The following is a 26,948-nucleotide window of genomic DNA, read 5'->3' as shown; positions in this document are numbered from 1 at the left end:
CAATATATGAATTATGACAATTTACCAATTATTAATGTCTTGTCGTTCACCTTTAAAGTTACCTGACTTTTTATGACGTTCTTTCAATACTGATATGACATCTTCAAATTTAACGCCTCTATCATGTAGTAATACGAATAAATGATAAAGTACATCAGCGACTTCATTTGTGAGTTCTAATTTGTCATTTTTCATAGCTGCAATAACGACTTCAAACGACTCTTCTCCATATTTTTTAGATATTTTATCTATACCTTTATTAAGTAAATAATTTGTATATGATTTTGGATTATTAGAATCAACACTTTCTTGAATAGTCGTTTCTAATGATTCAAGCGTGTAAGGTTCTTCAGTATTAAAGCAACTAACAGATCCAGTATGGCAAGTAGGGCCATCAGGATTGACTTGTAATAAAATCGTATCTTGGTCACAATCTAATTGTATCTCGATAACATGCTGGATATGATTGGACGATTCGCCTTTTTTCCATAGACGATCTTTACTTCTTGAATAAAACCAACAGACTTTATCTTGAATGGTTAAGTTATAAGCTTCTTCATTCATATAACCTAACATTAATACTTGTCCAGTTTGGTAATGTTGTAGGATGGCTGGTACAAGACCTTTAGAAAAATCAGGTGCTAATTCACTCATCGTACATTCACTCCTTCATTAGATAAATGTGTTTTGACTGCTTGTATCGTTGTTTCTTTATCGTGAAAAATACTTGCAGCGAGACCTGCAGATACATCCGTTTGTTTAAATAAATCAACAAAATGCTGACTATTACCGCCACCACCTGATGCAATAACAGGTAAAGAAACCCGTTGATTAATTTCAGTTAATAAACGATGATCAAATCCTTGTTTAACGCCATCGTAATCCATACTAGTAATTAATAATTCACCAGCGCCGAGATTTTCAACTTCTTGAACCCAATCTAACACACGTTTATCTGTACGCTGTTTACCACCATGAGTATAGCAATACCAATCTTGATGTTCTTCTTCCCATTTAGCATCAACTGCGATACAGATACATTGTTTTCCGAACTTATCACTCGCTTCACGAATAAATGTTGGATTACGCAAAGCACTTGAGTTTAATGAAATTTTATCAGCACCATGATTAAGTAATACCGAAATATCTTCAAGTGTACTAATACCACCACCAATAGTAAGTGGTATGAATAATTTTGAAGCTGTTTCTGATATGATATCTAACATCATTTGATGTCCATTTTCTGTCTTAGAAATATCTAAGAACACAAGCTCATCTGCCGCTTCTTGATTATAATATTCAGCTAATTCAACTGGATGTCCAATATCTCTCAAACCTTTAAATTTTATGCCTTTAACGACACGTCCATCTTTAACATCTAAGCATGGGATGATTCTTTTTTTGATCATTCAATACCCTCCCAAAATGCATCCGTATTTGCTGCTTTTCCAACAATTGCAGCGTGCACATTTAATGCATCCAGTTGATCTATGTCATCTTTATTTCTTATACCACCAGATGCAATGACAGGAATAGATGTAGATTGTACTAATTTACCTGTTAATTCAAAGTTTGGTCCAGACATTTTTCCGTCTTTTGAAATATCTGTATAGATAATTCCGCCGAGAGGGAATGTGTTGATTTTTTCAATAAAATCAAATAGGTCTATACCGGCATCATCGAGCCAACCGTTTAGTTTGATTTTTTCAACATACGCATCGACAGATAAATATATTTTGTTAGGGAACTTATTAGTCACTTCTTTTAACCAGTCTAAGTCTTGTATGCCTTTAGTGCCGACGATAATGTACTCAACGCCTTTATTTAAATATGATTCAATTGTTTCAACACTTCGAATACCGCCACCAACTTCAATTGGTAAATGAGTTAAACTGACGAGTTGTTCTATGTAATCTGCTTCTGTTGGTTGTTGATTTTTAGCGCCGATTAAATCGATAACATGAATTCTAGAAACTTGTTTAAATTTTGAATAGAAAGCAATTGCTTCTTCAGCAGTTCTAGGCATAGATTCTTTAGAATCATATTTACCTTCAGTTAATCTCACGCTTGTGGAGTCTATTAAATCTATTGCTGGCCAAATTTCAATCATTTAAAAAACCTTCTTTCAATGCTTGGTCTAGTATTTTGAGTCCATAATCACCACTTTTTTCTGGGTGGAATTGTATACCGATAATATTTTCTTGTTGCACGATAGCAGTAATTGGTTGTCCATAATCTGCTGTAGCAACTATAGGTAAATCAGTAGAGACATGATAAGAATGTATAAAGTAAACATCACCATCAAGAAGTGGATGTTCACTTTGTAAATTGTTCCATCCTAAATGAGGAACAGGGTAGGGACTCTCTATAGGTATAACGTTCCCTTGCAATAAATTTAATCCTTTTGTTGAACCTTCTGCACTGTATTCAAATAACACTTGCATACCTAAACAAATCCCAATGATTTTATGCGTATCTTTAATATCTTTAATCACTTTGTCTAGACCACTTGATGTTAATTGTGTCATAGCATCTTTGAAGTGCCCGACACCAGGAAGAATGACATGTGTACTATTTTTTATAGTTTCTTCATCTGAAGTTAATATGGCATCATATCCTAAATGTAAGAGGGCACGTTCAATATTTTTAATATTGCCAAGTCCGTAATCAATGATTGCAATCATTATTCAATCACACCCTTAGAAGAAGGAATACCTGCATAATCATCTTGTGTTAATGCGATTTTTAGACTTCTAGCAAATGCTTTAAAAATCGCTTCGATTTCATGGTGCGTATTGCCACCTCTAATTAAATCAATATGTGTTGTTAATCTTGCATTAATCACAAGTGCTCTAAAGAATTCCTCAACAAGTTCTGAATCAAATGTGCCAACTTTTTCACGAGAAAATGTCGCATTAAATGATAAATATGGTCTGCCACTAATATCTGTTACAACTCGTGCTAAAGTTTCGTCCATTGGTATATAGAATGAACCATATCTTGTAAATGATTTTTTATCTTTAACGACTTCAAGCAGTAATTGACCTATTACAATGCCAATATCTTCAACAGTATGATGATCATCTACATGTGTATCTCCATCTACTTCTATATTTAAGGCAATACCGCTATGAAAACTAAACAACGTCAACATATGGTCTAAAAAACCAACACCTGTATTAATGTGTGAATCTTCTCCATCTAATCGTAGTTGAATTTTGATATCTGTTTCTTTAGTTGATCTTTCTTTTTGATAAGTCATATTTTTGTCTCCATTCTTTAACGATTTTTTCAAGTTCATTTAATTCAGATTCTGTAGCAATAGAGTATCTAACAGTTTGTTGCATGTTTGGTTCATCATAAAATCTTGGTAAATAGCCATGGTCATAAATATACTGACCTAATGATTCTGCTAAATCTCCATAAGTTAATACGAAATTTGTTTTTGAAGGTATGACATGGATAACATCGCTCACATGTTGTTCAAAAATATTTCTTAATTGAATACTCAATTGTCTTTGTTGTGTTAATAATGAATGTACAAGTTCTTTGTTACTGAAAATTTCAGTCGCAATATTTAAAGTTAATGTGTTTAATGGATACGGATGTGCGATACGATTTAAAGTTTGAATGGTCTTCTCAGTTGAAATGACGATGCCGACTCTTAAACCAGCTATTGCAAATGCCTTACTTAACGTACGCATTTGAATGATATGGTCTTGTAATTCAATATCGTATGCATCTCCAAAATCTAAATAAGCTTCATCAATAATAAAATAACCACCAATTGCCTTCATTTCATTCGCAATTTCTTCTAAAAATGATTTAGGATATTGAATGCCTGAAGGATTATGAGGCACACTCATAATGAAAAATGCTGGCTTTAATTTTTGGATTGATTGCTTAATTTTATCTAACGAAAAAGTATAGTCATCTTCTGCATCTACATAATGAATAGGGCGATTAATCTGATGTGCATATGCTGTATACATGAAGAAATCTGGATTAAGTGTTAAGACTGGTCCATCAGGTAACGCAATCATGCATTTTTGAATCCACTCATCTGAACCATTCGCTGCAGAAACTTGGTTAGGTGATAATTGATAGTAGTCTGCATAAGACTTGATAAAGGCATCATATTCCTCATCAGGATAAAAATTAAAATTTGAATTGGCGATAATATTTTTTAAAGTTGCATCATCTAATGCAGGAATAGGGCTTTCATTCTTGTTTATTCTAATCATGTTTCACGACTCCTCGTTGTTTGTTAATCTCACTTCTAAAGATTGTTTATGTTGATATAAACCTTCTTGTTCAGCTAAAGCTATAGCACTAGGTGCAATACTTTGATAAGTGTGTTCATCTAAATGAATGACAGAATGACTCGTTAAGAAATCATTGACTGTTAAGCCATTCGAGAATCTTGCTGTTTTATCAGTCGGTAATACATGACTTGGTCCAGCAGCATAGTCACCAATTGCTTCTGGTGAATATTGACCTAAGAACATTGCTCCGACGTATTTAATTTTACCAATATATTTGCTTGGATCAGTCATTTGAATGGATAAATGTTCTGGCGCAATATAATTAATGACTTCTATCGTTTCATGAATATCACGCGTTAAAATTGGATAATGATAATTTTTGATACTTTGTTCGATAATCTGTTTTCTTGGTGCTTGATCTATAGCTTGTTGTAGTTTCTGTTGAACTTTTGTTAAGAATGAAGAATCTGTTGAAACTAGAAATGTTCTAGCCTGTTCATCATGTTCTGCTTGCGCTAATATATCTTGAATGATGTAATCTACATTTGAATTTTCATCAGCAATAAGTGCAATTTCACTTGGTCCAGCTATTTGATCAATACCAACTACACCGTATAATAACTGTTTACTTAATGAAACAAATTGGTTACCAGGTCCAACAATTTTATCTACTTTCGGAATTGTTTCCGTACCGAAAGCTAATGCAGCGATACTTTGAGCGCCACCAACTTGGAATACACGATCAACACCCGTAATATGGCATGCAGCTAGTATTGCCGGGTCGATACCATCTTTTTGAGGTGGGGTAACAACAATAATTTCTTGAACATTTGCTACTTTAGCAAGTGTAGCTGTCATCAGAACTGTTGATGGGTAACTTGCTTTTCCACCTGGTACATAGATACCGACTTTTTCAATAGGGTGATAAAGTTGGTAAGTTTGACCTGTAGTTACATTTTCATGTTTAATTTTTTGTTGGAAATTTTTAATTTGTTCAAAGCTTGTTTCAAGTGCTGACCTTAAAGTATCTGATATAAGGTTGATGCTGTTTTTTATATCATAATGTGGGACTTCAAGTTGCTCTAAATCAACATTGTCAAATTTCTTGTTATAACGAAATAAAGCTTGATCTTGCTGTTCTTTAACATCCTGGATAATTTTTTTAACATCTTCAGTATTACTTTCGTCTGTTAATCTATCTTGTTCAAATTTATTTATGAATTCCGTTTTAGATAGCATTCATCGACACCCCGATTTCTTCTATAAATGATTCAATCATATTTGATTTACTAAAAAATGCATGTTTATTTGTAATCAATTTAGCATTGATGTCACCAATAGATTCTTTTTCAACAAGTCCATTAGATTTTAATGTCGTACCTGTTTGGACGATATCAACGATAGCATCAACCATATTCACTACTGCTGCTAATTCTACAGATCCTGATAATGGAATAATTGAGACATCTTGACCTTTATTTTTAAAGTATGCTTTCGTCGTTTTAACATAAGTCGTCGCAATTTTTTTGTATTCTGTTACTTCAGGTTTACTTGCAACAGCAAAGTGACAATAACCAAAAGGTAAATCAACTAAGTTGTTTACATTGAGTTTATCTTTTTCATCAAGTATATCACTGCCTGTAATACCAATATCAGCAATGCCTTCTTCAACATAAGTTGATACATCATTTCCTTTAACAAGAATAAATCTAACGTTCGCAACTTCAATTTGAAGTTTACGTTCTCTATTATTTAATGCGTCTGCCCATTTTGGGTTGCCATTTTCATCAATGAATTTTATGAAATCTTTTAATAAACGTCCTTTACTTAATGCAACTGTTAACATAATGACCTCCTATGATAGTTGAATACCAAATCCAAAACCTTCTAAAGTACCATTATAATGTCCGCCTGAAGCGATTGGATTTCGATTGTTATTTTCATAAAGCTGAATGAAGCTCCCAACATAATATGATTTTGGGGGCATTGTTGTTATATCTAAATGTATATGGTTAATACCTGATGCTTCTAATGTCGCTTTCCAATATTGTAAAGATTTATAAGTTGGATGGTCAGTATCAGCAAAAGTTGTTAAAAAGTCTAATTGTTGATGAGTAGGTGTTTTAAGTAATTGTACGAGTGAATGATTTTGTGAAAGTAGTTTAGAAATTTTTGAAATATTTCTTTCACTAATAGCCGTAAATAATTCTTCGTTTTGTTCTTCTTTAGAAAGTAAAAGATCAAATAATTGATAATGTCCAATAACAGCAAAATCAACATTTAAATCAAGTTCATTTTGGATAAAGTCATGTATATATTCATAACATTGCAACATGTCATTCCTTTTAGGATTAAAGATTTCAACACCTAAATTTGTATATATATGTTCATTAATTGCGATAGGGCCAGCATATGTTACGGAACGTGCATCAAGGTTATATTCACGACTATAATGTTGGATTTGATCCGTCCAATCATTTCTTAAACTATAAAATGCATCGCCATTTTTCCAAATGCTTCTAGTATCTAAACTATTCAAATCATCTTGTGTTAATTGTTTCCAATGAAGTTTTTCTATAAAACTCATATCAATCACTTCGAAATCTCGAGCACTAAAATATTTTAGAAATTTAAGTTCTTTTTCTTTCTTTTGAATAACGTCATCTCTGTATTTTACATAATCCATATTATAAACCTCGCTTTTACTCTCTACCAAGTTAAAGTATTTATTTAATTATAAATGATACTATAACATGCATAACGAAACATATCAATTGAAAGTTCTGAATATTTAAAATATCAAAAAAATATATAAATAATAAACCCATAGACATTTGAATTGATCAAAGTCTATGGGTTTAAATTATATTATAGCGATGCGATTTTAATTTTTATTAATTACTTAAATTACGCTTCAACTTTTGTAGGTGTTCTATGAATAAGTAATAGAATAAACACGATAAATACAAATGCAGCAATCATCGTAAAGAATATTGTGCCGTTTGATAATTGTATAATCGTTCCTCCAAGCATTGGACCAATGATACTACCGACACTAAATGACATGGCTATCATTAAATTACCAGCTGGTAGATTATGCTTTGGTGTTAAATCTGTCATAAAGCTTACACCTAATCCATAAAATGATCCTGTGAATAATCCGGCAATTAAGAATAATCCCATCATAATAAATGTACTCGTTGGTAAAAAGTCACCTAACATAAACACGATGCTGCCGATTAATGTTAATCCAGTTAATACTTTCTTCCTACCATGAATGTCACTAAACATGCCTAATGGAACTTGGAAAAGAATAGCACCGAGACTAAATGCAGGTAAGATTAATGTAATACTTGTGACATCAAGTCCATTTCTTAAACCATAAACAGGGAAGTTACTATGTAATCCTGCTTCAAATAATCCATATAATAGTGGAAACATAAACGCTATCCATGATGTTCTTATAACATCTCCAAAATTTTTTAACGTATTTAATATACTGACTGGTCTAACATTAGATGAAGGGAATTCATTGTGTATTAAAAGGACTAATGAAATTGTTATTAATGAAAGTATTGCTGAAAGGATAAATGGTAAAGCTTCCGAAACATCTACAAGTTTAGCTAAAAGGGGCCCTAACATAAAACCTGCTGAGAAACTGAAACCATAAACAGAAATCGTTCTTCCTAATTTTTCTTTAGGTGTAATATGTGTTAACCAAGTTTGCGTGCTAAAGTGCAACATATTATCACCAATTCCAATTAATAGTCTTAAAATAAACCAAATAGATAATGTCTTTAAAGTTGGAAATAACAATAAAGATAAGGCAACTATGGCTCCACCAACTAATATCATATATTTAAACCCAGACTTTCTAACAAGCCCTTCGATAAAGAATGATGACAAGAATACACCTATATATAATGAAGTTGCATGCAAACCATTCAATGAACTTGAAATACCATTACGTTCAAAGATGACCGATATAAGTGGTAAGAGCATTCCTTGTGAAAAACCAGAGACAGCTACAATAATTGAAAGTATAATAAATAATTTTTTGAATGAAGAATTTTTCATTTGTATGCCTCCTTCTAAATTTTACATCTTTAGTATTTTATCACAGAGGTAAATGACTTGATATATTTAAGTTACTTTTTAATTTTTAATTTAAAAAGTATGATAAAATAATATAAAATTAGATAACCTGAGGAGTATTGAATAATGTATAAATATGAAGACGATAGTTTGATGTTACACACGGATTTATATCAAATCAATATGGGTGAAACTTATTGGAATGATGGTATTCATGAGCGTACTGCTATTTTTGATTTGTATTTTAGAAGCATGCCATTTAATAGCGGCTATGCTATTTTTAGTGGATTAGAAAGAATTGTGCAATTTATTGAGCATTTTAAATTTACAGAGTCAGATATTGAATATTTAAGAGAAGTTGGATATCAAGATGATTATTTAGATTATTTAAAGTCATTGCGATTTACAGGGAATATTAGAGCAATGAAAGAAGGGGAACTTTGTTTCAATAATGAACCACTCATTAGAGTAGAAGCGCCACTTATACAAGCACAGCTCATTGAAACAGCACTTTTAAATATCGTGAATTTCCAAACGTTAATTGCGACTAAAGCAAGTAGAATTAAACAAGTTGTTCGTGATGAAATAGTAATGGAATTTGGTACTAGAAGAGCGCAAGAAATGGATGCTGCGATTTGGGGTGCTAGAGCAGCAATGATTGGTGGATTTGATTCTACAAGTAATGTCAGAGCTGGTAAATTATTTGGTATTCCGATTTCAGGAACACATGCGCATTCAATGGTTCAAACATACGATGATGAATATACAGCGTTTAAAAAATATGCTGAAAGACATAAAAATTGTGTGTTTCTAGTAGATACTTTCCATACTTTAAAATCAGGTGTGCCAAATGCGATTAAAGTAGCGAAAGAATTAGGAGATAAAATTAATTTTATCGGTATTCGACTAGACTCTGGAGATATCGCTTATTTATCTAAAGAAGCAAGAAGAATGTTAGATGAAGCTGGCTTTACAGAAGCAAAAATCTTCGCTTCAAATGATTTAGATGAACAAACGATTACAAGTTTAAAAGCACAAGGTGCAAAAGTAACGGCATGGGGTGTTGGTACAAAACTGATTACAGCATATGATCAACCAGCATTAGGTGCTGTATATAAACTAGTAGCAATCGAAGAAGAGAATGGCGAATTATCAGATCGCATCAAAATTTCTAACAATGCTGAAAAAGTTACAACACCAGGTAAGAAAAATGTTTATAGAATTATCAATACTAAAACGAATAAATCTGAAGGCGATTATATTACTTTAGAAGATGAAGAGCCGAATAAAGAAGAACGACTAAAAATGTTCCATCCAGTTCATACTTATAAAATGAAATATATCAAACATTTTAAAGCTGTCGATTTACATCATGACATTTTTAAAGATGGTAAACGTGTATACACACTTCCAGAAATTAAAGAAATTAGGGAATTTGCTTTTAATAATTTAGATATACTATGGGAAGAAAATAAACGTTACTTAAATCCTGAAGAATATCCAGTAGATTTGAGTAAAGCATGTTGGGATAATAAAAATAAAAAGATATTCGATGTAGCTGAAAGAGTAGCAGAAGCGATAAAGGATGTGGAAGAGTCATGAGAGATTTACAATCAATCATTGTCAAAGAAATGAATGTTAAAAAATCAATTGATCCCAAAAAGGAATATGAAGAAATTAAGCAGTTTTTAAAATCTTACGTTAAAGCACATAGCTTTGTTAAATCTTTAGTGTTAGGTATTTCTGGCGGGCAAGATTCAACATTATTAGGTAAAATCGCGCAATTAACAGTAGATGAATTAAATGCTGAAGAAAATCATCAATATGAATTTATCGCTGTAAGATTACCATATGGCGAACAATTTGATGAACAAGATACACAAGATGCATTAGACTTTATCAATCCAAGTAAACGTGTGACAGTCAATATTAAACCGGCAGTGGACGCGAGTATTCAATCGTTGAAAGAAGCGGGTGTAGAATTAACTGATTTCCAAAAAGGAAATGAAAAAGCGAGAGAACGTATGAAAGTTCAATATTCAATTGCTTCTGCTAATAGCGGACTTGTACTTGGTACGGATCATTCTGCTGAAAATATTACAGGCTTCTATACGAAATTTGGAGATGGTGCTTGTGATGTTGCACCGTTATTCGGACTTAATAAACGCCAAGGTAAAGCAATTTTAAAATATTTAGGTGGTCCAGATCATTTAATCAATAAAGTACCAACAGCTGATCTAGAAGAAGATAAACCGGCTTTACCAGATGAAGAAGCGTTAGGCGTGACATATGATGCAATTGATGACTTCTTAGAAGGTAAAAAAATCAGTGAAAAAGATCAAGAAATTATTCAAAATCACTATGTAAGAAATGCGCATAAAAGAGAAATGCCTTATAACCGTTATACATGGCCAAAATAATTCGTGACTTTCATAAGTTTGCTTGATAAAATGATTCCAGTATTTTGATTTATGGAGGGTTTAAATGTCAGCTATATTAGATAATCCATGGTTAATGGTGCTATCTATATTTGTCATTAATATAGTATATGTATCCTGTTTAACAATGAGAACAATTTTAACATTAAAAGGATATCGATATGTGGCCGCTGCTGTTAGTGTACTTGAAGTAGTTGTTTATGTTATCGGGTTAGGTTTAGTAATTAATAGTCTTGACCAAATTCAGAATATATTAGCTTATGCGCTTGGATTTGCTGCAGGCATCATTGTCGGCATGAAGATAGAAGAGAAAATTGCATTAGGATATATTGTTGTAAATGTTACAACAGCTGAATATGAAACAGATTTACCAAGAACGTTACGAGATTTAGGTTACGGTGTTACACATTACGTTGCTAAAGGACGAGATGGTGATCGCTTAGTAATGCAAATTTTAACACCACGTAGATTCGAATTAAAATTAATGGATACAATTAAACAATTGGATTCTAAAGCCTTTGTAATCGCTTATGAACCTAAGAATATACACGGTGGATTCTGGGTTAAAGGTGTACGAAGCAAAAAATTAAAGGCGTATGATACGGATGAAGTTTAGAGTAGAAGACAACGAAACGATTGAAATGTGTCTAAAAAGAATGAAAGCTCAAGGTTATACACCTGTAAAAAGATTTGAAAAACCTGTATTTATTGAGAAAGAAAATGGTGACATTGAAGTTCTCAAACAAGAAATACAATTCGTAGGTAAGAAAATCAAAGAATGATTATAAATCTGGGACATGAGAATGTGGCCCAGATTTTTTTCTACTTTTAGTTTATTCTCCTACTGTTACAATATATAATGAAAGATATTAGGAATAAAATTATAAATCACGAACAATTTTGTATTTTTTATAAACAATGTACGTGTTCGAAGAAGTCTGTTATACTATAAATGACTAAAATATGTTAGGAGAATTTATCAATGATTGAACGTTATTCAAGAGAAGAAATGGCTAATATTTGGACAGAACAAAATCGTTTTGAAGCTTGGTTAGAAGTTGAAATACTAGCTTGTGAAGCATGGAGTAAATTAGGACACATTCCTGCAGAAGATGTAAAGCTTATAAGACAAAATGCTAAGGTCGACGTTGATAGAGCTAAAGAAATTGAACAAGAAACTCGTCACGATGTTGTGGCATTCACAAGACAAGTTTCTGAAACTTTAGGTGAAGAACGTAAATGGGTACATTACGGTTTAACTTCAACAGATGTTGTTGACACAGCTTTAAGTTATGTCATTAAACAAGCAAATGAAATCATTGAAAAAGACTTAGAAAGATTTTTAGAAGTATTAAAAAATAAAGCAATTGAACATAAAACGACTTTAATGATGGGTAGAACACATGGTGTACATGCTGAACCAACAACATTTGGTATTAAAATGGCACTATGGTATACAGAAATGAAACGTAACTTAGAAAGATTTAAACGAGTTCGTGAAGAAATTGAAGTTGGAAAAATGAGTGGTGCAGTTGGTACATTTGCAAACATTCCACCAGAAATTGAAGAGTATGTATGTACTGAATTAGGTTTAGGTTGTGCGCCAGTTTCTACGCAAACACTTCAACGTGATCGTCATGCGTATTACATTGCGACATTAGGATTAATCGCAACATCTATTGAAAAATTTGCAGTAGAAGTTCGTGGTTTACAAAAAACTGAAACTCGTGAAGTTGAAGAAGCTTTTGCTAAAGGTCAAAAAGGTTCTTCAGCAATGCCTCATAAACGTAATCCAATTGGTTCAGAAAATGTGACAGGTTTAGCACGTGTGATTAGAGGATATATTACGACTGCTTATGAAAATGTACCATTATGGCATGAAAGAGATATTTCACATTCATCTGCTGAAAGAATTATGTTACCAGACGTAACAATCGCATTGGATTATGCATTAAACAGATTTACTAATATCATCGATCGTTTAACAGTATATCCAGAAAACATGAAGCGTAATATCGATAAAACATTTGGTTTAATTTATTCACAACGTGTTATGTTAACGTTAATTAATAAAGGTATGGTAAGAGAAGAAGCATATGATATCGTTCAACCAAAAGCAATGGAATCATGGGAAACTCAAACACCATTTAGAACATTAGTAGAACAAGATGAAAAAATTACAAACTTGTTAAGTGCTGATGAATTAGATGAATGCTTCAATGAGAAACACCATTTAAATCAAGTCGATACAATATTCAGAAGAGCAGGTATAGAATAAGACACGTTTTACTGTACTTTAATAGGTTAGTGCGTTAAAATGCAATTAATGAACTTATATTAAACAGGGGTTGATTTTTTGCAAATTGAAAAATTAAGAGGAAAAGCATTAGATGAACTATTTGATGCAGTTCTTACACTAGAAACTCGAGAAGAATGTTATCAATTTTTTGATGATTTATGTACAGTAAATGAATTACAGTCATTGTCACAAAGATTACAAGTGGCTAAAATGATTAAACAAGGATACACTTATGCTCATATAGAAAAAGAATCAGGTGCTTCAACTGCAACAATTTCAAGAGTTAAACGCTCATTGCAATGGGGTAATGATGCATATACGATGATTCTTGAAAGAATGAATATTGACTTCGAAAAATAATCATAAATATGTATGAGGGGGAGCGAGACAGAAATTTAATTTGTGAAAAAGATTTCGTAGTCTCGCCCCGGCAAAGATGGCTAGAGTTGAAAAAGCTTGAAACAAGCGCATTTCAATTCAGTCATCTACTGCCAAATGACTAAGAGAGACTGAGACATTTTATTATGTCTCAGTCTCTTAATTGGTTAAAATCGTATAATAATAGTAAATTTTATGAAATAAGGAGCTTTACGCATGAAGAAATTATTTTTAATAATTGGCATATCTACTATAGTATTAAGCGCATGTAGTGATGATCAGAATACAGATAAGCAATCAACTAAAGAAGAACATACTCAAAAAGATAAAAAAGAGACTGCACAAAAATCTAAAAAGCAAGAACAAAAGAAACATAAAGTGACAAAGAAAGATGGCATCACTTATGTTGATGGACATGTTTTTGTAAACAAAAAAGTAGGCTTACCACATGATTATGCCCCAGGTGAAAATAGTACTGCAAGAAATCAATTAAATAAATTGATTCAAGATGGAACGAATGAAGGTTTAGACTTAGTATTTAGAAGCGGCTATCGTTCTTATGAAAATCAAAAACAACTATATAATGATTATGTAGCAAGAGATGGTGAAGAAGCGGCCAACCAATATAGTGCTAAACCAGGACAATCAGAACATCAGACAGGATTAGCATTTGATGTAGGTTCAAACTCAGCCACTGATGATTTTAGAAAGTCATTCGGTAATACAAACGAAGGAAAATGGATTAAAACACACGCACATCAATACGGATTTATCATTAGATATCCATTAGGCAAAGAAAAAATAACAGGATACCAATATGAACCATGGCATTTAAGATATGTCGGTAAAGAATTAGCAGAAAAAATTTATAAGCAAGACACAACATTAGAAGAATACTTTGATTACGGTAAATAGAAGTTATAAATGAGATTATATAGTCATGAGATCGTCCGAGTTATGGCTTAAATGCTGAATAAAGCCAAGAAATCGCTCAAGTCGTGGCTTAAGTCCTGAGTAAAGCCAAGAGATAGCCAAAGTCATGGCTTAAGTGGTGAATAAAGCCAAGAGATAGCCAAAGTCATGGCTTAATGTGTGAATAAAGCCAAGAGATAGCCAAAGTCGTGGCTTAATGAGTGAGTAAAGCCAAGAGATAGCTGAAGTCTTGGCTTAAGTGGTGAATAAAGCCAAGAGATAGCCAAAGTCATGGCTTAAGTCCTGAGTAAAGCCAAGAGATACCCAACTCACACCTCGCAACTTCACAAATATATATCTTCATCTTAACCGTATCTTAATCAATGTAAGAAGCGAAATTTTTCGCTTCTTTTTTTATGATAATTGTCCTATTTCATTTCGGAATTTAAACTTAAAAATGCTATAATTAATCTTATGATAATTAAAGGAGTTTAAGTATGTACGATATAAATTTGTGGAGTCACGTATTTAAATTAGATCCAGCGAAATCTATATCAGATGAGGACTTAATGAAAATATGTGAATCTGGTACGGATGCTATTATAATTGGCGGTACTGATGATGTTACGGAAGATAATGTACTAAATTTAATGAGTAGAATTAGACGTTATCCTCTACCTTGTGCACTTGAAATTTCTAATATTGAAAGTGTTGTGCCTGGCTTTGATTTTTATTTTGTACCAAGTGTTTTAAATAGTAATAATGTTGATTTCCATAATGGTCTGCTTCAAAAAGCTGTTAAGGAATATGGCTATATGATGGATTTTGATGAAATTTTCTTAGAAGGCTATGTTGTCATGAATGAAGACAGTAAAGTAGCGCAATTGACAGGCGCGAATACAGATTTAGATGAAGAAGATTTAATCAGTTATGCAAGAATGGTAGATAAACTTTATCATTTACCTATTTTTTATTTAGAATACAGTGGTAAGTATGGAAAAGTGGAAGAGGTTAAAGCTGTTAAAGAACATTTAGAAAACGCCCGACTTATTTATGGTGGCGGTATAGATAATTTAGAAAAAGCGAAAGAAATGGCAGAATATGCTGACATAATTGTAGTCGGTAATGCCATTTATGAAGATTTGAAAAAAGCTTTACAAACAGTAAAAGTAAAACAATAAAGGAAGGTTTTTATGAACGCATTGTTAGATAGAATGAATGACGAACAGAAACAAGCAGTCAAAACAACTCAAGGGCCATTACTGATTATGGCAGGTGCAGGTAGTGGTAAAACGAGAGTATTAACGCACAGAATTGCGTATTTATTAGATGAGAAAGATGTTTCTCCTTATAATGTTTTGGCAATTACATTTACTAATAAAGCAGCTAAAGAGATGAAAGAAAGAATTAGCCATTTAGTTGGTCCTGAAGCTGAAAGTATTTGGATATCTACATTCCACTCAATGTGTGTAAGAATCTTAAGAAGAGACATTGACCGTATTGGAATTGAAAGAAACTTTACAATTATAGATCCGACTGACCAAAAATCAGTGATTAAAGAAATATTGAAAAAGCAAAATATAGATAGTAAAAAATATGACCCAAGAACATTTATTGGTGCGATTTCTAATTTAAAAAATGAATTAAAAACAGCAGAAGATGCTGAAAAAGAAGCAAGTGATTTTCATGCCAATATGGTTGCTAGTGTATACAAAGGCTACCAAGAAAAATTACTTAGAAATCATGCATTAGACTTTGATGATTTAATCATGATGACAATTCAATTATTTAATAGAGTGCCTGAAGTATTGGAATATTACCAAAATAAATTCCAATATATTCATGTTGACGAATATCAAGATACTAACAAAGCACAATATACACTCGTTAATTTATTAGCAAGTAAATTTGAAAATATATGTGTCGTAGGAGACTCTGACCAATCTATTTATGGTTGGAGAGGTGCAGATATTAAAAATATTTTGTCATTTGAAGAAGATTATCCGAATGCACAAACAATCTTCTTGGAGCGTAACTATAGATCAACTAAGACGATTTTAACTGCAGCAAATGAAGTGATTCGTAATAATGCTGAACGTAAACCTAAAGCATTATGGACGGATAATAACTCAGGCGAAAAGATAAAATATTATGAAGCAACAACTGAAAGAGATGAAGCAGAATATGTTATTCGTCAAATATTAAAGAAAAAACAAGAAGGCTATAAAAACCAAGATATAGCCGTGTTATATCGAACAAATGCGCAATCACGTGTACTTGAAGAAACGTTCTTAAAATCTAATATTCCTTATACAATGGTTGGCGGAACAAAGTTCTATGACAGAAAAGAAATTAAAGATATTTTGAGTTATTTAAGATTAATTTCAAATAGCAATGATGATATTAGTTTTGAAAGAATCATTAACGTACCTAAAAGAGGTATTGGACCGACATCAGTTCAAAAAATTGCTCAATATGCAGCGATGAATCAATTAAGTTACTTTGATGCTTTAGGAGAAGTTGATTTTATCGGTTTATCTAAAAAAGTTACTGAAGAAGGCGCAGCATTTTATGAGATGATGAACAACTTTATGCAACAACAAGAGTTCTTATCAGTAACTGAAATTGTAGAACAAATACTAGAAAAATCTGGTTATAGACGTATGTTAGAGAACGAACAAACGATTGAATCACAAAGTAGACTTGAGAATATTGATGAGTTCTTATCAGTACCAAGAGACTATGAGAAAAACACACCAGTTGAAGAGCAATCATTGATGAACTTCTTAACAGATTTATCACTCGTTGCAGATGTTGATGATGCAGATTTAGAAGCCGGTGTAACATTGATGACAATGCACTCAGCGAAAGGTCTAGAGTTCAAAGTTGTATTTATCATTGGTATGGAGGAAAGTATTTTTCCACACTTTAGAAGTCTTCAATCAGGTGAAGAACATGAAATGGAAGAAGAACGCCGAATTGCATATGTGGCTATTACGAGAGCCGAAGAAGAGTTACACTTATCTCATGCGACAACTCGTACATTGTTTGGTAGATCTCAAGCGAACTTAAAATCAAGATTTTTAAAAGAAATTCCAGAAGATTTACTGGATGGCGTGAAACCAAAAACATCATTCAAGCAAAAACAAACATCAACACCTAAACGTAGTTTTGCAGGGCGTATGAATACGAAGCAGAAACCAGAAACATCATGGAATGTTGGGGATAAAGTAACTCATAAATCATGGGGTGAAGGAATGGTAAGTGCCGTAAATGATAAAAATGGTTCTGTTGAATTAGATATCATTTTCAAAAAAGAAGGGCCAAAACGTCTATTAGCACAATTTGCACCTATTGAGAAGAAAGGGGAGTAAACTATGGAAGATTTAAAATCAAGAGTTAAAGAACTTCATCAATTGTTACATCGTTATAACCATGAATATCATGTGTTAGATAATCCAACTGTTCCTGACAGTGAATATGATCAATTATTGCATGAGTTAATTTCTATAGAAGAAAAGCACCCTGAACTAAAAACGGACGATTCACCAACAGTTAGAGTTGGTGGACCACCGTTATCTCAATTTGAAAAAATTAATCATGACACACCTATGTTGTCATTAGGTAATGCTTTTAATGAAGAAGATTTAAGAAGATTTGATCAAAGAGTGAGAGAAAAAGTAGACAATGTTCGCTACACTTGTGAATTAAAAATTGATGGCTTAGCGGTATCGTTAAAGTATGTAAACGGACGATTTGTCCAAGGATTAACGCGTGGAGACGGTACAACTGGTGAGAATATCACTGAAAATTTAAAAACGATACATGCCATTCCATTAACAATTAAAGAACCTCTTTCTATTGAAGTTCGTGGTGAAGCATACATGCCTAGAAAATCTTTTGTTTCTTTGAATGAACAAAAAGAACAAAACGGTGAACAACTATTTGCAAACCCTAGAAATGCCGCTGCTGGTTCATTAAGACAGCTTGATTCAAAATTAACTGCTAAAAGAAAGCTCGATATTTTCTTATATAGTGTTAATGACTTAACTGAAATAGAAGCGGATAGTCAATCAGAGGCATTAAATAATTTAGATGAACTTGGCTTTAAAACAAACAAAGAAAGAGAAACTTTTGATGATATAGAAGGTGTATTATCTTTTATCAGTAAGTGGACTGAACAACGCAATAATTTATCATATGATATAGATGGTATTGTCATTAAAGTTGACGATTTAAGTCAGCAAGAAGAACTTGGATTTACTCAGAAATCACCAAGATGGGCAATTGCGTATAAGTTCCCAGCTGAAGAAGTATTAACTACATTAACAGATATTGAATTAAGTATAGGTAGAACGGGTGTTGTGACACCAACTGCGATATTAGAGCCTGTTAAAGTGGCAGGAACAACTGTTTCTCGTGCATCATTACATAACGAAGACTTAATCCATGAAAAAGATATCCGTATAGGAGATAAAGTTGTCATCAAAAAAGCAGGTGACATTATCCCTGAAGTCGTTAAAAGTATTGCTGAAGAAAGAAGCGAAGATAGTGAAGTTTATCATATGCCAACACACTGTCCTAGTTGTGAGCATGAATTGGTTAGAATAGAAGGCGAAGTTGCATTAAGATGTATTAACCCTAAATGTTCTGCTCAATTAGTAGAAGGTATGATTCATTTCGTATCACGACAAGCAATGAATATTGACGGTTTAGGAGATAAAATCATCGAGCAACTTTATCAAAATGATAAAATTAAAGACGTTGCGGATTTATATTATTTAACTAAAGATGATTTACTACCATTGGAAAGAATGGGCGAGAAGAAAGTTCATAAATTATTAACAGCAATAGAAGCTTCTAAAGAAAAATCACTTGAACATTTATTATTTGGTTTAGGTGTGAGACATTTAGGTACAAAAGCAAGTCGTGTAATAGCTGAAAAATATGAAACAATTGATCGTTTATTCGAAGTAACGATAGAAGATTTAACTGAAATTCCAGATGTGGGGCATAAGATGGCTCAATCACTTGTTACGTATATGGAAAATGATGATATAAAAGTATTAATCGATAAACTTAAACAAAAAAATGTTAACATGACTTATACAGGTATTAAGCAATCTGAAATTGAAGGTCATCCAGATTTTACTGGAAAAACATTCGTCTTAACTGGTAAAATGACAGAGATGACAAGACCTGAAGCAACAAAAGTAATCCAATCATTAGGTGCAAAGGTAACAGGAAGTGTCACTAAAAATACAGATGTTGTTATTGCTGGTGAAGATGCTGGATCCAAACTTGAAAAAGCTGAAAAATTAAATATAGAAGTTTGGTCAGAAGAAGATTGGTTAAACAAATATCGTAATATCAATGAATAGAGGTTAAAGATATGAAAAAAGGATTTCTTATTTTAGCGTCTGTAATATTGCTTACAGCATGTTCATCAGATACTACCCAAAAAGATAATCAAGATAAATCAGATAAAGAAAAAGAGCAAACAAAGCAAATTTCTACAGGTATGCAAATTTCCAGTGATTATTATCGAACTTTACTACCTTTTAAAGTAAGTGCTGCTAGAGGTTTAACACAAGATAATATGATTTCTAGTTATAACAGTGAAGCATTTGAAAGTGGTTTGTTAGATATAAGTAAACAAACATTTTCACCTGATGATTACTTATACAGAGATGGCCAATTCTTAGATAAAGATACTGTGAGGGCATATTTAGCACCTAAATATACAAAAGCAGAAATTAAAGATATGAGTGATGATGAAAAAGAACAAAATAATGCTAGAGAAAACTTAGGTTTGAATCCAACTCATAATGGAGAAACAGATCCTGAAAAAATAGCTGAGAATTCACCTACATATTTATCACATATCATCGAACAAGATTACTTCACAGAAAGTGATGCTAAAAAACAAAAGATTTCTGGTATGACAATTGGTTTAGCCATGAATAGTGAATATGTTTACCAAAAAGAAGAATACGGCGAAACATATACGAAGAAACTTGATAATAAAGAAGTAGAGAAAAAAGGTAAAGAGATGGCTGAAGAAATCCTTTCACGTCTTCGTGTAAGAGATGACCTTAAAAATATTCCAATTAACTTTGGTATATTCATACAGTCTGGAGAAGGTGACATCAAACCAGGTAAATTCGTTTCTTATGCTTCTAGTGAAGGCGGTAAGCGAAACGTTAAAAGTTGGGAAAAAATGAATCAAAAATATGTCACAATCCCATCAAACGATGCAGCAGATTTAGATGAAAATTTAAATTCTAATTTTGAACAGTTCAATCAAGACTTACAAAAATACTTCCCTAACTTTACACAATCAGTAGGAACAGGTAAATTTGATGACGATAAACTGACAGAACTAGAAATAAAAGTACCACTTGATTATTATGGAAAAGCAGAAGTAATTGGTGTGACTCAGTACGTAGCAGACCTATCTCAAAAATACTTTAAAGGTATAGATGATTTAGAAATATCTATCGTAGACGGAGAAGAACCACAAGCACTAATTACAAAGACTAAAGATGATGACGAACCACAAATTCATATTTATAAATAATTAATAAGAGAGTCTGGAACAGAAATGTTCTAGACTCTTTTCGTATTTTCGGAAATATGGGTCTGAACATTGCAAGTGGGGTGCGACAAGCAATGTTCAGGACCTCGTATTTATCAAGACTGACCAAACAAGATAAAAATGAGCTCTGTATTTATCAAGACTGGCCAAACAAGATAAATATGAGCCTTGTATTTATCAAGACTGCCCAAACAAGATAAATATGAGCTCTGTATTTATCAAGACTGCCCAAACAAGATAAATATGAGCTTCGTATTTATCAAGACTAGCGAAACAAGATAAATATGAGCTCTGTATTTATCAAGACTAGCCAAACAAGATAAATATGAGCCTTGTATTTATCAAGACTAGCCAAACAAGATAAATATGAGCTCTGTATTTATCAAGACTAGCCAAACAAGATAAATATGAGCTCTGTATTTATCAAGATTGACCAAACAAGATAAATATGAGCTCTGTATTTATCAAGACAGGCCAAACAAGATAAATATGAGCCTCCTATATTGCAAGACTGTCCAAACAAGCAACATAGACGCTCTCTATATTGCAAGACTGTCCAAACAAGCAACATAGAACGCCCATATATTGCAAGACTGTCCAAACAAGCAACATAGATCGCCCATATATTGCAAGACTCCCTAAACAAGCAACATAGCCCCCAATGTTACAGCTATTTTTCCATAAAAAAGACTGGCACATTATATGTACCAGTCTCTTCCATATTAATTTTCTTTTAAGATACGTTTCATACGATCTAAGTTATCAATAACTTCTTTGTCTGGCTTTTTAGTAAATGAACTTACAATAACTGTAACGACGATGTTTGTGAAGAATCCTGGGATAATTTCGTATAATTCGAAAATACCGCCATGACTTTTCATCATAATCCAGAATAGTACGACGATTGAAGACGTAACCATACCTGCGATTGCACCGTTTTTCGTTAAGCCTTTCCAGTATAATGACATTAATACAAGTGGTCCAAATGCTGCACCGAATCCTGCCCAAGCATTACCTACAAGGTTAAGGATAGTGTCGTTTGGAGTCCAAGCAAGTAATATTGCCACAACTGCTACAGCTAATACTGCAAATCTACCTACCATAACAAATTCTTTATCTCTATCTGGTTCATAACCACGTTTTTTAGTTATGATTTTATAGAAGTCTTGTGTTAAAGCACTTGATGTAACGAGTAATTGAGATGAAATTGTACTCATAATAGCTGCTAAAATTGCTGCTAAGAAGAACCCGCCAACTAATGGGTGGAATAACACTTGACTCATTAAGATGAAGATTGTTTCTGGGTTATCAATTGTTTGGCTCGTGTCATGAATGTATGCAATACCAGTTAAACCAACTAAACATGCACCTAATAATGAAACTGCCATCCAACCGATACCGAATCTTCTTGCTGTTGGTAATTGTTTATGTGATTTAATAGACATAAATCTTACAATAATATGTGGTTGTCCAAAATAACCAAGTCCCCATGCAATTAATCCTATGATACTTACAACTGAAGTTCCTTTAAACCAATCTAAGTTTGTTGGTTTAACTTCTGCTACAGTGTGGAAAGTATCTAACCCGTTTAAAGTTAATAATGCCGCGATAGGTACCATAACCATCGCTATTAACATGATCACACCTTGGAAGAAGTCTGTTAGAGAAACAGCTAAATATCCTCCGAAGAATGTATATATTACAACGATACCAGCAGTTAAGATAATACCAAGACGATAATCCATACCAAATGCACTTTCGAATAAAGTACCGCCTGAAACCATACCAACTGAAGTATATAGTGTAAAGAATACTACAATGATAATACCTGAAATAATTTTTAAAGCATGTGTATTATCTGCAACACGTTTCTCAAAGAAATCTGGAATCGTAATAGCATTTCCAGTATGTTCAGTATATACACGTAATTTCGGTGCTACTAATATGTAATTTAACCATGCACCTACTGTTAAACCGATAGCAAGCCAAGTTGCTGATAATCCAATACTGTAAACTTCACCAGGAAGTCCCATAATCATCCAACCACTCATATCGGATGCACCAGCGGATAATGCTGTTACATAAGGACCTATACTACGGCCACCTAACATGTACTCATCTAAATTGCTTGTTGATTGTTTATAAGCATAATAACCAATTGCTAATAGAACAACAAAATAGACTATAATCATGAAATAAGTTTGCCAGCCTGAAGCAACTCCAGTGCTCGCATCAATTTGTCCTAAAATAAACATATTCCCGCTCCTTTATTTAAATATTTTAAAGTTGCACGTTGACCATTATACACAAATGAAATAATAATCAAAGGGTAAAAAGTAAATTATCCGTATATTCAGTTTATCATTTATATAGAATGATGTCACAATTTGTTCATATTTAATATTGCTCTATGCCTTGCGGTGTAAATGTTTACAAAGGATATGCATATGACTTATTTTGCTCATAAAATTACGATGTAAACTTTTTTAAAAATTTTTAGCTTTTTAAAATTTGTTCCATGTCGTCAAACTTTTTAAGGTCATATTCAACAGGTGGTTTCGTCATTAAGCTCACAATAACTGTTACGATTATACTTGAAATAAATCCAGGTATGATTTCGTAAAATTCAAAAATGCCACCATGATCTTTCATGAGTATCCAGAAAATAACGACTAATGAACCAGTCAAAATTCCTGCAATCGCGCCGTATTTAGTTAGACGTTTCCAATATAGTGATAATAAAACTAAAGGACCAAATGCTGCACCAAATCCAGCCCAAGCATTACCAACTAAATTCAAGATTGTATCATTTGGATTCCACGCGATGTACATCGCAACAATTGATACTAGTAAAACAGATAAGCGTCCTACAAGAACGAATTCCTTTTCATGACTTTTATCTTGTAACGTTTTTCTGCGCAATAACATGTAAAAGTCTTGCGTTAATGCACTAGATGTTACAAGAAGCTGTGAAGAAATTGTACTCATAATCGCAGCTAAAATTGCTGCTAAGAAGAACCCTGCAATTAGTGGATGGAATAAAATTTGACTCATCACGATAAAGATTGTTTCTGGGTTTTTAACTTCTATATTAGTGTGTTCAACAAAAGCAATACCAATTAATCCTGTCATACAAGCACCTAATAAAGAAATTGCCATCCATGAAATACCAATTCTACGCGCTCTAGGCATTAGTTTATGCGTTTTGATAGACATAAAACGTACTATAATATGTGGTTGACCGAAGTAACCTAATCCCCAAGCGAGTAAACTGATGATACCAACTGTTGTTGTACCTTTGAACCAATCTAAATTCGTAGGCTTTAAATCACCAACTTCACTAAACGTGTCTAGACCATTTAACTTTAACAACGCAACGATAGGTACTAATACCAATGCTAAGATCATAATGACACCTTGGAAGAAGTCCGTTAATGATACAGCTAAATAACCGCCGAAAAGTGTATACAAAATAACAATACTAGCGGCTATAAATAAACCGACATGGTAATCTAGTCCAAATGCACTATTAAATAGTACGCCACCAGCTACCATTCCAGAATGTGTGTATAACGTAAAGAATACAACGATAACTAATCCTGAAATAACTTTAACGATTCTTGTATGATCTGATAATCTTTTTTCGAAAAAGTCAGGTAAAGTAATAGCGTTATCAGTCAGTTCAGTATAAATTCTCAAACGTGATGCAACGAGTATGTAATTAAGCCAAGCACCTATTGTAAGACCAATCGCAATCCAAGTTGCTGATAGACCAATACTATATACAGATCCCGGCAAGCCCATAATCATCCAACCACTCATGTCTGAAGCACCTGCTGATAGGGCAGTAACAAGTGCACCTAAATCTCTGCCACCTAACATATATTCATCAAGCGTACTTGTCGAACGTTTGTAAGCATAAAATCCAATTGCTAATAAAATGGCAAAATAAATAGCAATCATGACGTATGTTTCCCAAGAAGTTTCGACTTTAACATTCTTAAAAGTATTTCCAAGTATAAACATGAAAAACCACCTCTCACTCATTGACATAAAATTCAGAAAAAATTCTGATAATTTATTATACACAATGTATGCGCTTTCATGTAGTTAATTTTTAATAACTTTAGATTTTTATATGAAAATTTGTTAAAATTATATGATGTTAGATTAACTAAGGAGGCGTCGCACATGACGAAGGTAACATCTGAGCAAGTTGAACATGTTGCTAATTTAGCTAGACTTGAAGTTTCACAAGACGAAGTCAATGAATTCACACAATCTTTAGAAAAGATCTTAAATTTTGCAGGACAATTAGATGAAGTTGATACTGAAAATGTTGAACCAACATTCCACGTATTAGACTTACAAAATGTTCTAAGAGAAGATAAGAGTGAATCAGGAATTCCTCAAGAACAAGCATTACTTAATGCGAAAGAAAAAGAAGCGGGGCAATTTAAAGTTCCAGCAATTATGAACGAGGAGGACTAAAGCATGACAATTCGTTATGAAACAATTGAACGTTTATCAGAAATGATTAAAAATAATGAAATTAAGCCATCTGAAATTGTTAGAGATATTTTTGATGCGATAGAAGCAGACGACGCAAATATTAAAGCATTCTTAGCTTTAGATAAAGAACAAGCAATTAAAAAAGCTGAAGAACAAGATAAATTACAAGCTGAAGGTAAAATGGAAGGTAAGTTATTTGGTATTCCAATGGGTATCAAAGACAATATTATTACTGAAGGTGTAGAAACTACATGTGCAAGTAAAATGTTAGAAGGCTTTATTCCTATATATGAATCAACAGTTATGAATAAATTAAATGCTGAAAATGGTATTTTAGTTGGTAAACTTAACATGGATGAATTTGCTATGGGTGGTTCAAATGAGAACTCTTATTTCAAGACAACTGTTAATCCATTTGACCATAAAGCCGTACCAGGTGGTTCATCAGGTGGTTCAGCAGCAGCTGTTGCAGCAAGCTTAGTACCATTTGCATTAGGTTCAGATACTGGTGGTTCAATCCGTCAACCAGCATCATACTGTGGTGTTGTTGGTATGAAACCTACATATGGTCGTGTATCTCGTTTTGGTCTAGTAGCATTTGCTTCTTCATTAGATCAAATTGGACCTATTACACGTAGTGTTAAAGATAACGCGTTAATCTTAGAAACGATTTCTGGACATGACGCACAAGATTCAACAAGTGCACCGATTGAAGATGTAGACTTTACGTCTGAAATTGGTAAAGATATTAAAGGCTTAAAAGTAGCTGTACCAGAAGAATTCATTGGATCTGGTGTATCTGAAGAAGTTAAGAATTCAGTAAATGAAGCGGTTAAAACTTTAGAATCTTTAGGTGCTACAGTTGATCGCGTATCATTACCAAATACTAAATACGGTGTAGCAAGTTACTATATCATTGCATCTTCTGAAGCATCAGCTAACTTAGCAAGATTTGATGGTATCCGTTATGGTTATCATTCAAAAGCAGCAAATACACTAGAAGAACTATACAAAAAATCTCGTGGTGAAGGCTTTGGAGATGAAGTTAAACGTCGTATTATGCTTGGAACGTTCGCATTAAGTTCAGGTTATTACGATGCTTACTACAAAAAAGCTCAAAAAGTTCGTACATTAATCAAACAAGACTTCGAAAAAGTATTTGAAGATTATGATGTTATCGTAGGACCAACTGCACCAACGACAGCATTCAATATTGGTGAACAAATTGATGATCCATTAACAATGTACGCTAATGATATTTTAACGATTCCAGTTAACTTAGCAGGTGTACCATCAATCTCTATTCCTTGTGGTAAATCAAATGGTCGTCCAATTGGTTTACAAATTGTTGGTAAACCATTCGATGAAAAAACGATATACAAAGTTGCTTATCAATATGAAACACAATATAACTTACATGATGACTATAAAACTTTACAAGGAGTGTGAAA

At 32.9% G+C, this 26,948-nt stretch carries 25 protein-coding genes; 13 read left to right on the top strand and 12 right to left on the bottom strand.

Translation table 11 applies throughout. The annotated features are described in order from the left end of the window. Positions 1–21 precede the first annotated feature (21 nt). From hisIE to LQ622_RS11300, 10 genes are all read right to left on the bottom strand, one after another. The gene (gene hisIE, locus LQ622_RS11345; RefSeq protein ID WP_126477117.1) at positions 22–654 is read right to left on the bottom strand and encodes a bifunctional phosphoribosyl-AMP cyclohydrolase/phosphoribosyl-ATP diphosphatase HisIE; all 633 of its coding nucleotides are present in this window, start codon (positions 652–654) and stop codon (positions 22–24) included. Further along, positions 651–1,409: an imidazole glycerol phosphate synthase subunit HisF gene (gene hisF / locus LQ622_RS11340; RefSeq protein ID WP_126477116.1), complete on the bottom strand. Its 759-nt coding sequence runs from the start codon at positions 1,407–1,409 to the stop codon at positions 651–653. The genes hisIE and hisF overlap by 4 nt, the downstream gene beginning before the upstream one ends. Beyond that, entirely contained in the window at positions 1,406–2,110 is a 705-nt protein-coding gene (hisA, locus tag LQ622_RS11335) for a 1-(5-phosphoribosyl)-5-((5-phosphoribosylamino)methylideneamino)imidazole-4-carboxamide isomerase (protein ID WP_126477115.1), read from the bottom strand. Before hisA ends, hisF begins: the two co-directional genes overlap by 4 nt. Further along, a complete protein-coding gene (gene hisH, locus LQ622_RS11330) occupies positions 2,103–2,684 on the bottom strand; it encodes an imidazole glycerol phosphate synthase subunit HisH (protein ID WP_126477114.1) in 582 nt (193 codons plus the stop codon). The genes hisA and hisH overlap by 8 nt, the downstream gene beginning before the upstream one ends. Next, positions 2,684–3,262: an imidazoleglycerol-phosphate dehydratase HisB gene (gene hisB / locus LQ622_RS11325; RefSeq protein ID WP_126477113.1), complete on the bottom strand. Its 579-nt coding sequence runs from the start codon at positions 3,260–3,262 to the stop codon at positions 2,684–2,686. Before hisB ends, hisH begins: the two co-directional genes overlap by 1 nt. Further along, positions 3,234–4,244 carry a pyridoxal phosphate-dependent aminotransferase gene (locus tag LQ622_RS11320; RefSeq protein WP_126477112.1) on the bottom strand — a complete coding sequence of 337 codons (1,011 nt, stop codon included), beginning with the start codon at positions 4,242–4,244 and terminating at the stop codon, positions 3,234–3,236. Before LQ622_RS11320 ends, hisB begins: the two co-directional genes overlap by 29 nt. A 3-nt stretch (positions 4,245–4,247) precedes the next feature. After that, entirely contained in the window at positions 4,248–5,504 is a 1,257-nt protein-coding gene (gene hisD, locus LQ622_RS11315) for a histidinol dehydrogenase (RefSeq protein WP_239762560.1), read from the bottom strand. After that, complete coding sequence (hisG, locus tag LQ622_RS11310) at positions 5,494–6,111, bottom strand: ATP phosphoribosyltransferase (RefSeq protein ID WP_025905120.1); 618 nt, start codon at positions 6,109–6,111, stop codon at positions 5,494–5,496. The genes hisD and hisG overlap by 11 nt, the downstream gene beginning before the upstream one ends. Positions 6,112–6,120: 9 nt before the next feature. Then, entirely contained in the window at positions 6,121–6,951 is an 831-nt protein-coding gene (locus LQ622_RS11305; RefSeq protein WP_037589512.1) for an ATP phosphoribosyltransferase regulatory subunit, read from the bottom strand. 221 nt (positions 6,952–7,172) lie between these two features. Continuing rightward, complete coding sequence (locus LQ622_RS11300; protein ID WP_025905122.1) at positions 7,173–8,342, bottom strand: MFS transporter; 1,170 nt, start codon at positions 8,340–8,342, stop codon at positions 7,173–7,175. 144 nt (positions 8,343–8,486) lie between these two features. Here LQ622_RS11300 and LQ622_RS11295 point away from each other — a divergent pair, with 144 nt between their 5' ends. From LQ622_RS11295 to LQ622_RS11245, 11 genes are all read left to right on the top strand, one after another. After that, positions 8,487–9,962: a nicotinate phosphoribosyltransferase gene (locus tag LQ622_RS11295; RefSeq protein ID WP_037589510.1), complete on the top strand. Its 1,476-nt coding sequence runs from the start codon at positions 8,487–8,489 to the stop codon at positions 9,960–9,962. After that, positions 9,959–10,780, top strand: coding sequence for an ammonia-dependent NAD(+) synthetase (nadE, locus tag LQ622_RS11290; protein ID WP_037589509.1), 822 nt, complete (start codon positions 9,959–9,961; stop codon positions 10,778–10,780). The genes LQ622_RS11295 and nadE overlap by 4 nt, the downstream gene beginning before the upstream one ends. Before the next feature lie 64 nt (positions 10,781–10,844). Further along, entirely contained in the window at positions 10,845–11,414 is a 570-nt protein-coding gene (locus LQ622_RS11285; protein ID WP_025905125.1) for a DUF2179 domain-containing protein, read from the top strand. Then, complete coding sequence (locus LQ622_RS11280) at positions 11,404–11,580, top strand: NETI motif-containing protein (protein ID WP_049320405.1); 177 nt, start codon at positions 11,404–11,406, stop codon at positions 11,578–11,580. Before LQ622_RS11285 ends, LQ622_RS11280 begins: the two co-directional genes overlap by 11 nt. A gap of 200 nt (positions 11,581–11,780) precedes the next feature. Further along, positions 11,781–13,076 carry an adenylosuccinate lyase gene (gene purB / locus LQ622_RS11275; protein ID WP_126477110.1) on the top strand — a complete coding sequence of 432 codons (1,296 nt, stop codon included), beginning with the start codon at positions 11,781–11,783 and terminating at the stop codon, positions 13,074–13,076. A gap of 78 nt (positions 13,077–13,154) precedes the next feature. Then, positions 13,155–13,457 (top strand): YerC/YecD family TrpR-related protein, encoded by a 303-nt coding sequence (locus LQ622_RS11270; RefSeq protein WP_025905127.1) that lies wholly within the window; start codon positions 13,155–13,157, stop codon positions 13,455–13,457. A 234-nt stretch (positions 13,458–13,691) separates the two neighbouring features. Then, entirely contained in the window at positions 13,692–14,390 is a 699-nt protein-coding gene (locus tag LQ622_RS11265; RefSeq protein ID WP_159315352.1) for a M15 family metallopeptidase, read from the top strand. A 494-nt stretch (positions 14,391–14,884) separates the two neighbouring features. Then, entirely contained in the window at positions 14,885–15,568 is a 684-nt protein-coding gene (gene pcrB, locus LQ622_RS11260; RefSeq protein ID WP_159315351.1) for a heptaprenylglyceryl phosphate synthase, read from the top strand. Between the two features lie 12 nt (positions 15,569–15,580). Then, entirely contained in the window at positions 15,581–17,761 is a 2,181-nt protein-coding gene (gene pcrA, locus LQ622_RS11255; RefSeq protein WP_049320401.1) for a DNA helicase PcrA, read from the top strand. A gap of 3 nt (positions 17,762–17,764) precedes the next feature. Further along, positions 17,765–19,768, top strand: coding sequence for an NAD-dependent DNA ligase LigA (ligA, locus tag LQ622_RS11250; protein ID WP_037590586.1), 2,004 nt, complete (start codon positions 17,765–17,767; stop codon positions 19,766–19,768). Between the two features lie 11 nt (positions 19,769–19,779). Next, the gene (locus LQ622_RS11245) at positions 19,780–20,967 is read left to right on the top strand and encodes a CamS family sex pheromone protein (protein ID WP_037590584.1); all 1,188 of its coding nucleotides are present in this window, start codon (positions 19,780–19,782) and stop codon (positions 20,965–20,967) included. A gap of 740 nt (positions 20,968–21,707) precedes the next feature. Here the strand turns inward: LQ622_RS11245 and putP (LQ622_RS11240) are convergent. Together putP (LQ622_RS11240) and putP (LQ622_RS11235) are read right to left on the bottom strand one after the other, a co-directional pair. Further along, positions 21,708–23,240, bottom strand: coding sequence for a sodium/proline symporter PutP (gene putP, locus LQ622_RS11240; protein ID WP_275589919.1), 1,533 nt, complete (start codon positions 23,238–23,240; stop codon positions 21,708–21,710). 241 nt (positions 23,241–23,481) lie between these two features. Then, positions 23,482–25,011, bottom strand: coding sequence for a sodium/proline symporter PutP (gene putP, locus LQ622_RS11235; protein WP_204168129.1), 1,530 nt, complete (start codon positions 25,009–25,011; stop codon positions 23,482–23,484). A 165-nt stretch (positions 25,012–25,176) separates the two neighbouring features. Between putP (LQ622_RS11235) and gatC the strand changes: the two genes are divergently transcribed. Beyond that, on the top strand, positions 25,177–25,476 hold the full coding sequence (gene gatC / locus LQ622_RS11230; RefSeq protein ID WP_025905135.1) for an Asp-tRNA(Asn)/Glu-tRNA(Gln) amidotransferase subunit GatC: 300 nt from the start codon (positions 25,177–25,179) through the stop codon (positions 25,474–25,476). Between the two features lie 3 nt (positions 25,477–25,479). After that, on the top strand, positions 25,480–26,946 hold the full coding sequence (gene gatA, locus LQ622_RS11225) for an Asp-tRNA(Asn)/Glu-tRNA(Gln) amidotransferase subunit GatA (protein WP_239762570.1): 1,467 nt from the start codon (positions 25,480–25,482) through the stop codon (positions 26,944–26,946). The last annotated feature ends 2 nt before the right edge of the window (positions 26,947–26,948 follow it).

It is taken from the genome of Mammaliicoccus sp. N-M50, from assembly GCF_022386995.1.
GTDB classification, from domain to species: Bacteria; Bacillota; Bacilli; order Staphylococcales; family Staphylococcaceae; genus Mammaliicoccus; species Mammaliicoccus sciuri_A.
The sequence above is the reverse complement of the archived record's forward strand: the minus strand, read 5'-3'. Positions and strand labels throughout refer to the sequence as shown.

Excerpts from the sequence above, each read along its gene's own strand:
- hisIE (WP_126477117.1), bottom strand. The coding sequence starts at position 654 with ATGAGTGAATTAGCACCTGATTTTTCTAAAGGTCTTGTACCAGCCATC.
- hisF (WP_126477116.1), bottom strand. The coding sequence starts at position 1,409 with ATGATCAAAAAAAGAATCATCCCATGCTTAGATGTTAAAGATGGACGT.
- hisA (WP_126477115.1), bottom strand. The coding sequence starts at position 2,110 with ATGATTGAAATTTGGCCAGCAATAGATTTAATAGACTCCACAAGCGTG.
- hisH (WP_126477114.1), bottom strand. The coding sequence starts at position 2,684 with ATGATTGCAATCATTGATTACGGACTTGGCAATATTAAAAATATTGAA.
- hisB (WP_126477113.1), bottom strand. The coding sequence starts at position 3,262 with ATGACTTATCAAAAAGAAAGATCAACTAAAGAAACAGATATCAAAATT.
- LQ622_RS11320 (WP_126477112.1), bottom strand. The coding sequence starts at position 4,244 with ATGATTAGAATAAACAAGAATGAAAGCCCTATTCCTGCATTAGATGAT.
- hisD (WP_239762560.1), bottom strand. The coding sequence starts at position 5,504 with ATGCTATCTAAAACGGAATTCATAAATAAATTTGAACAAGATAGATTA.
- hisG (WP_025905120.1), bottom strand. The coding sequence starts at position 6,111 with ATGTTAACAGTTGCATTAAGTAAAGGACGTTTATTAAAAGATTTCATA.
- LQ622_RS11305 (WP_037589512.1), bottom strand. The coding sequence starts at position 6,951 with ATGGATTATGTAAAATACAGAGATGACGTTATTCAAAAGAAAGAAAAA.
- LQ622_RS11300 (WP_025905122.1), bottom strand. The coding sequence starts at position 8,342 with ATGAAAAATTCTTCATTCAAAAAATTATTTATTATACTTTCAATTATT.
- LQ622_RS11295 (WP_037589510.1), top strand. The coding sequence starts at position 8,487 with ATGTATAAATATGAAGACGATAGTTTGATGTTACACACGGATTTATAT.
- nadE (WP_037589509.1), top strand. The coding sequence starts at position 9,959 with ATGAGAGATTTACAATCAATCATTGTCAAAGAAATGAATGTTAAAAAA.
- LQ622_RS11285 (WP_025905125.1), top strand. The coding sequence starts at position 10,845 with ATGTCAGCTATATTAGATAATCCATGGTTAATGGTGCTATCTATATTT.
- LQ622_RS11280 (WP_049320405.1), top strand. The coding sequence starts at position 11,404 with ATGAAGTTTAGAGTAGAAGACAACGAAACGATTGAAATGTGTCTAAAA.
- purB (WP_126477110.1), top strand. The coding sequence starts at position 11,781 with ATGATTGAACGTTATTCAAGAGAAGAAATGGCTAATATTTGGACAGAA.
- LQ622_RS11265 (WP_159315352.1), top strand. The coding sequence starts at position 13,692 with ATGAAGAAATTATTTTTAATAATTGGCATATCTACTATAGTATTAAGC.
- pcrB (WP_159315351.1), top strand. The coding sequence starts at position 14,885 with ATGTACGATATAAATTTGTGGAGTCACGTATTTAAATTAGATCCAGCG.
- pcrA (WP_049320401.1), top strand. The coding sequence starts at position 15,581 with ATGAACGCATTGTTAGATAGAATGAATGACGAACAGAAACAAGCAGTC.
- ligA (WP_037590586.1), top strand. The coding sequence starts at position 17,765 with ATGGAAGATTTAAAATCAAGAGTTAAAGAACTTCATCAATTGTTACAT.
- LQ622_RS11245 (WP_037590584.1), top strand. The coding sequence starts at position 19,780 with ATGAAAAAAGGATTTCTTATTTTAGCGTCTGTAATATTGCTTACAGCA.
- putP (WP_275589919.1), bottom strand. The coding sequence starts at position 23,240 with ATGTTTATTTTAGGACAAATTGATGCGAGCACTGGAGTTGCTTCAGGC.
- putP (WP_204168129.1), bottom strand. The coding sequence starts at position 25,011 with ATGTTTATACTTGGAAATACTTTTAAGAATGTTAAAGTCGAAACTTCT.
- gatC (WP_025905135.1), top strand. The coding sequence starts at position 25,177 with ATGACGAAGGTAACATCTGAGCAAGTTGAACATGTTGCTAATTTAGCT.
- gatA (WP_239762570.1), top strand. The coding sequence starts at position 25,480 with ATGACAATTCGTTATGAAACAATTGAACGTTTATCAGAAATGATTAAA.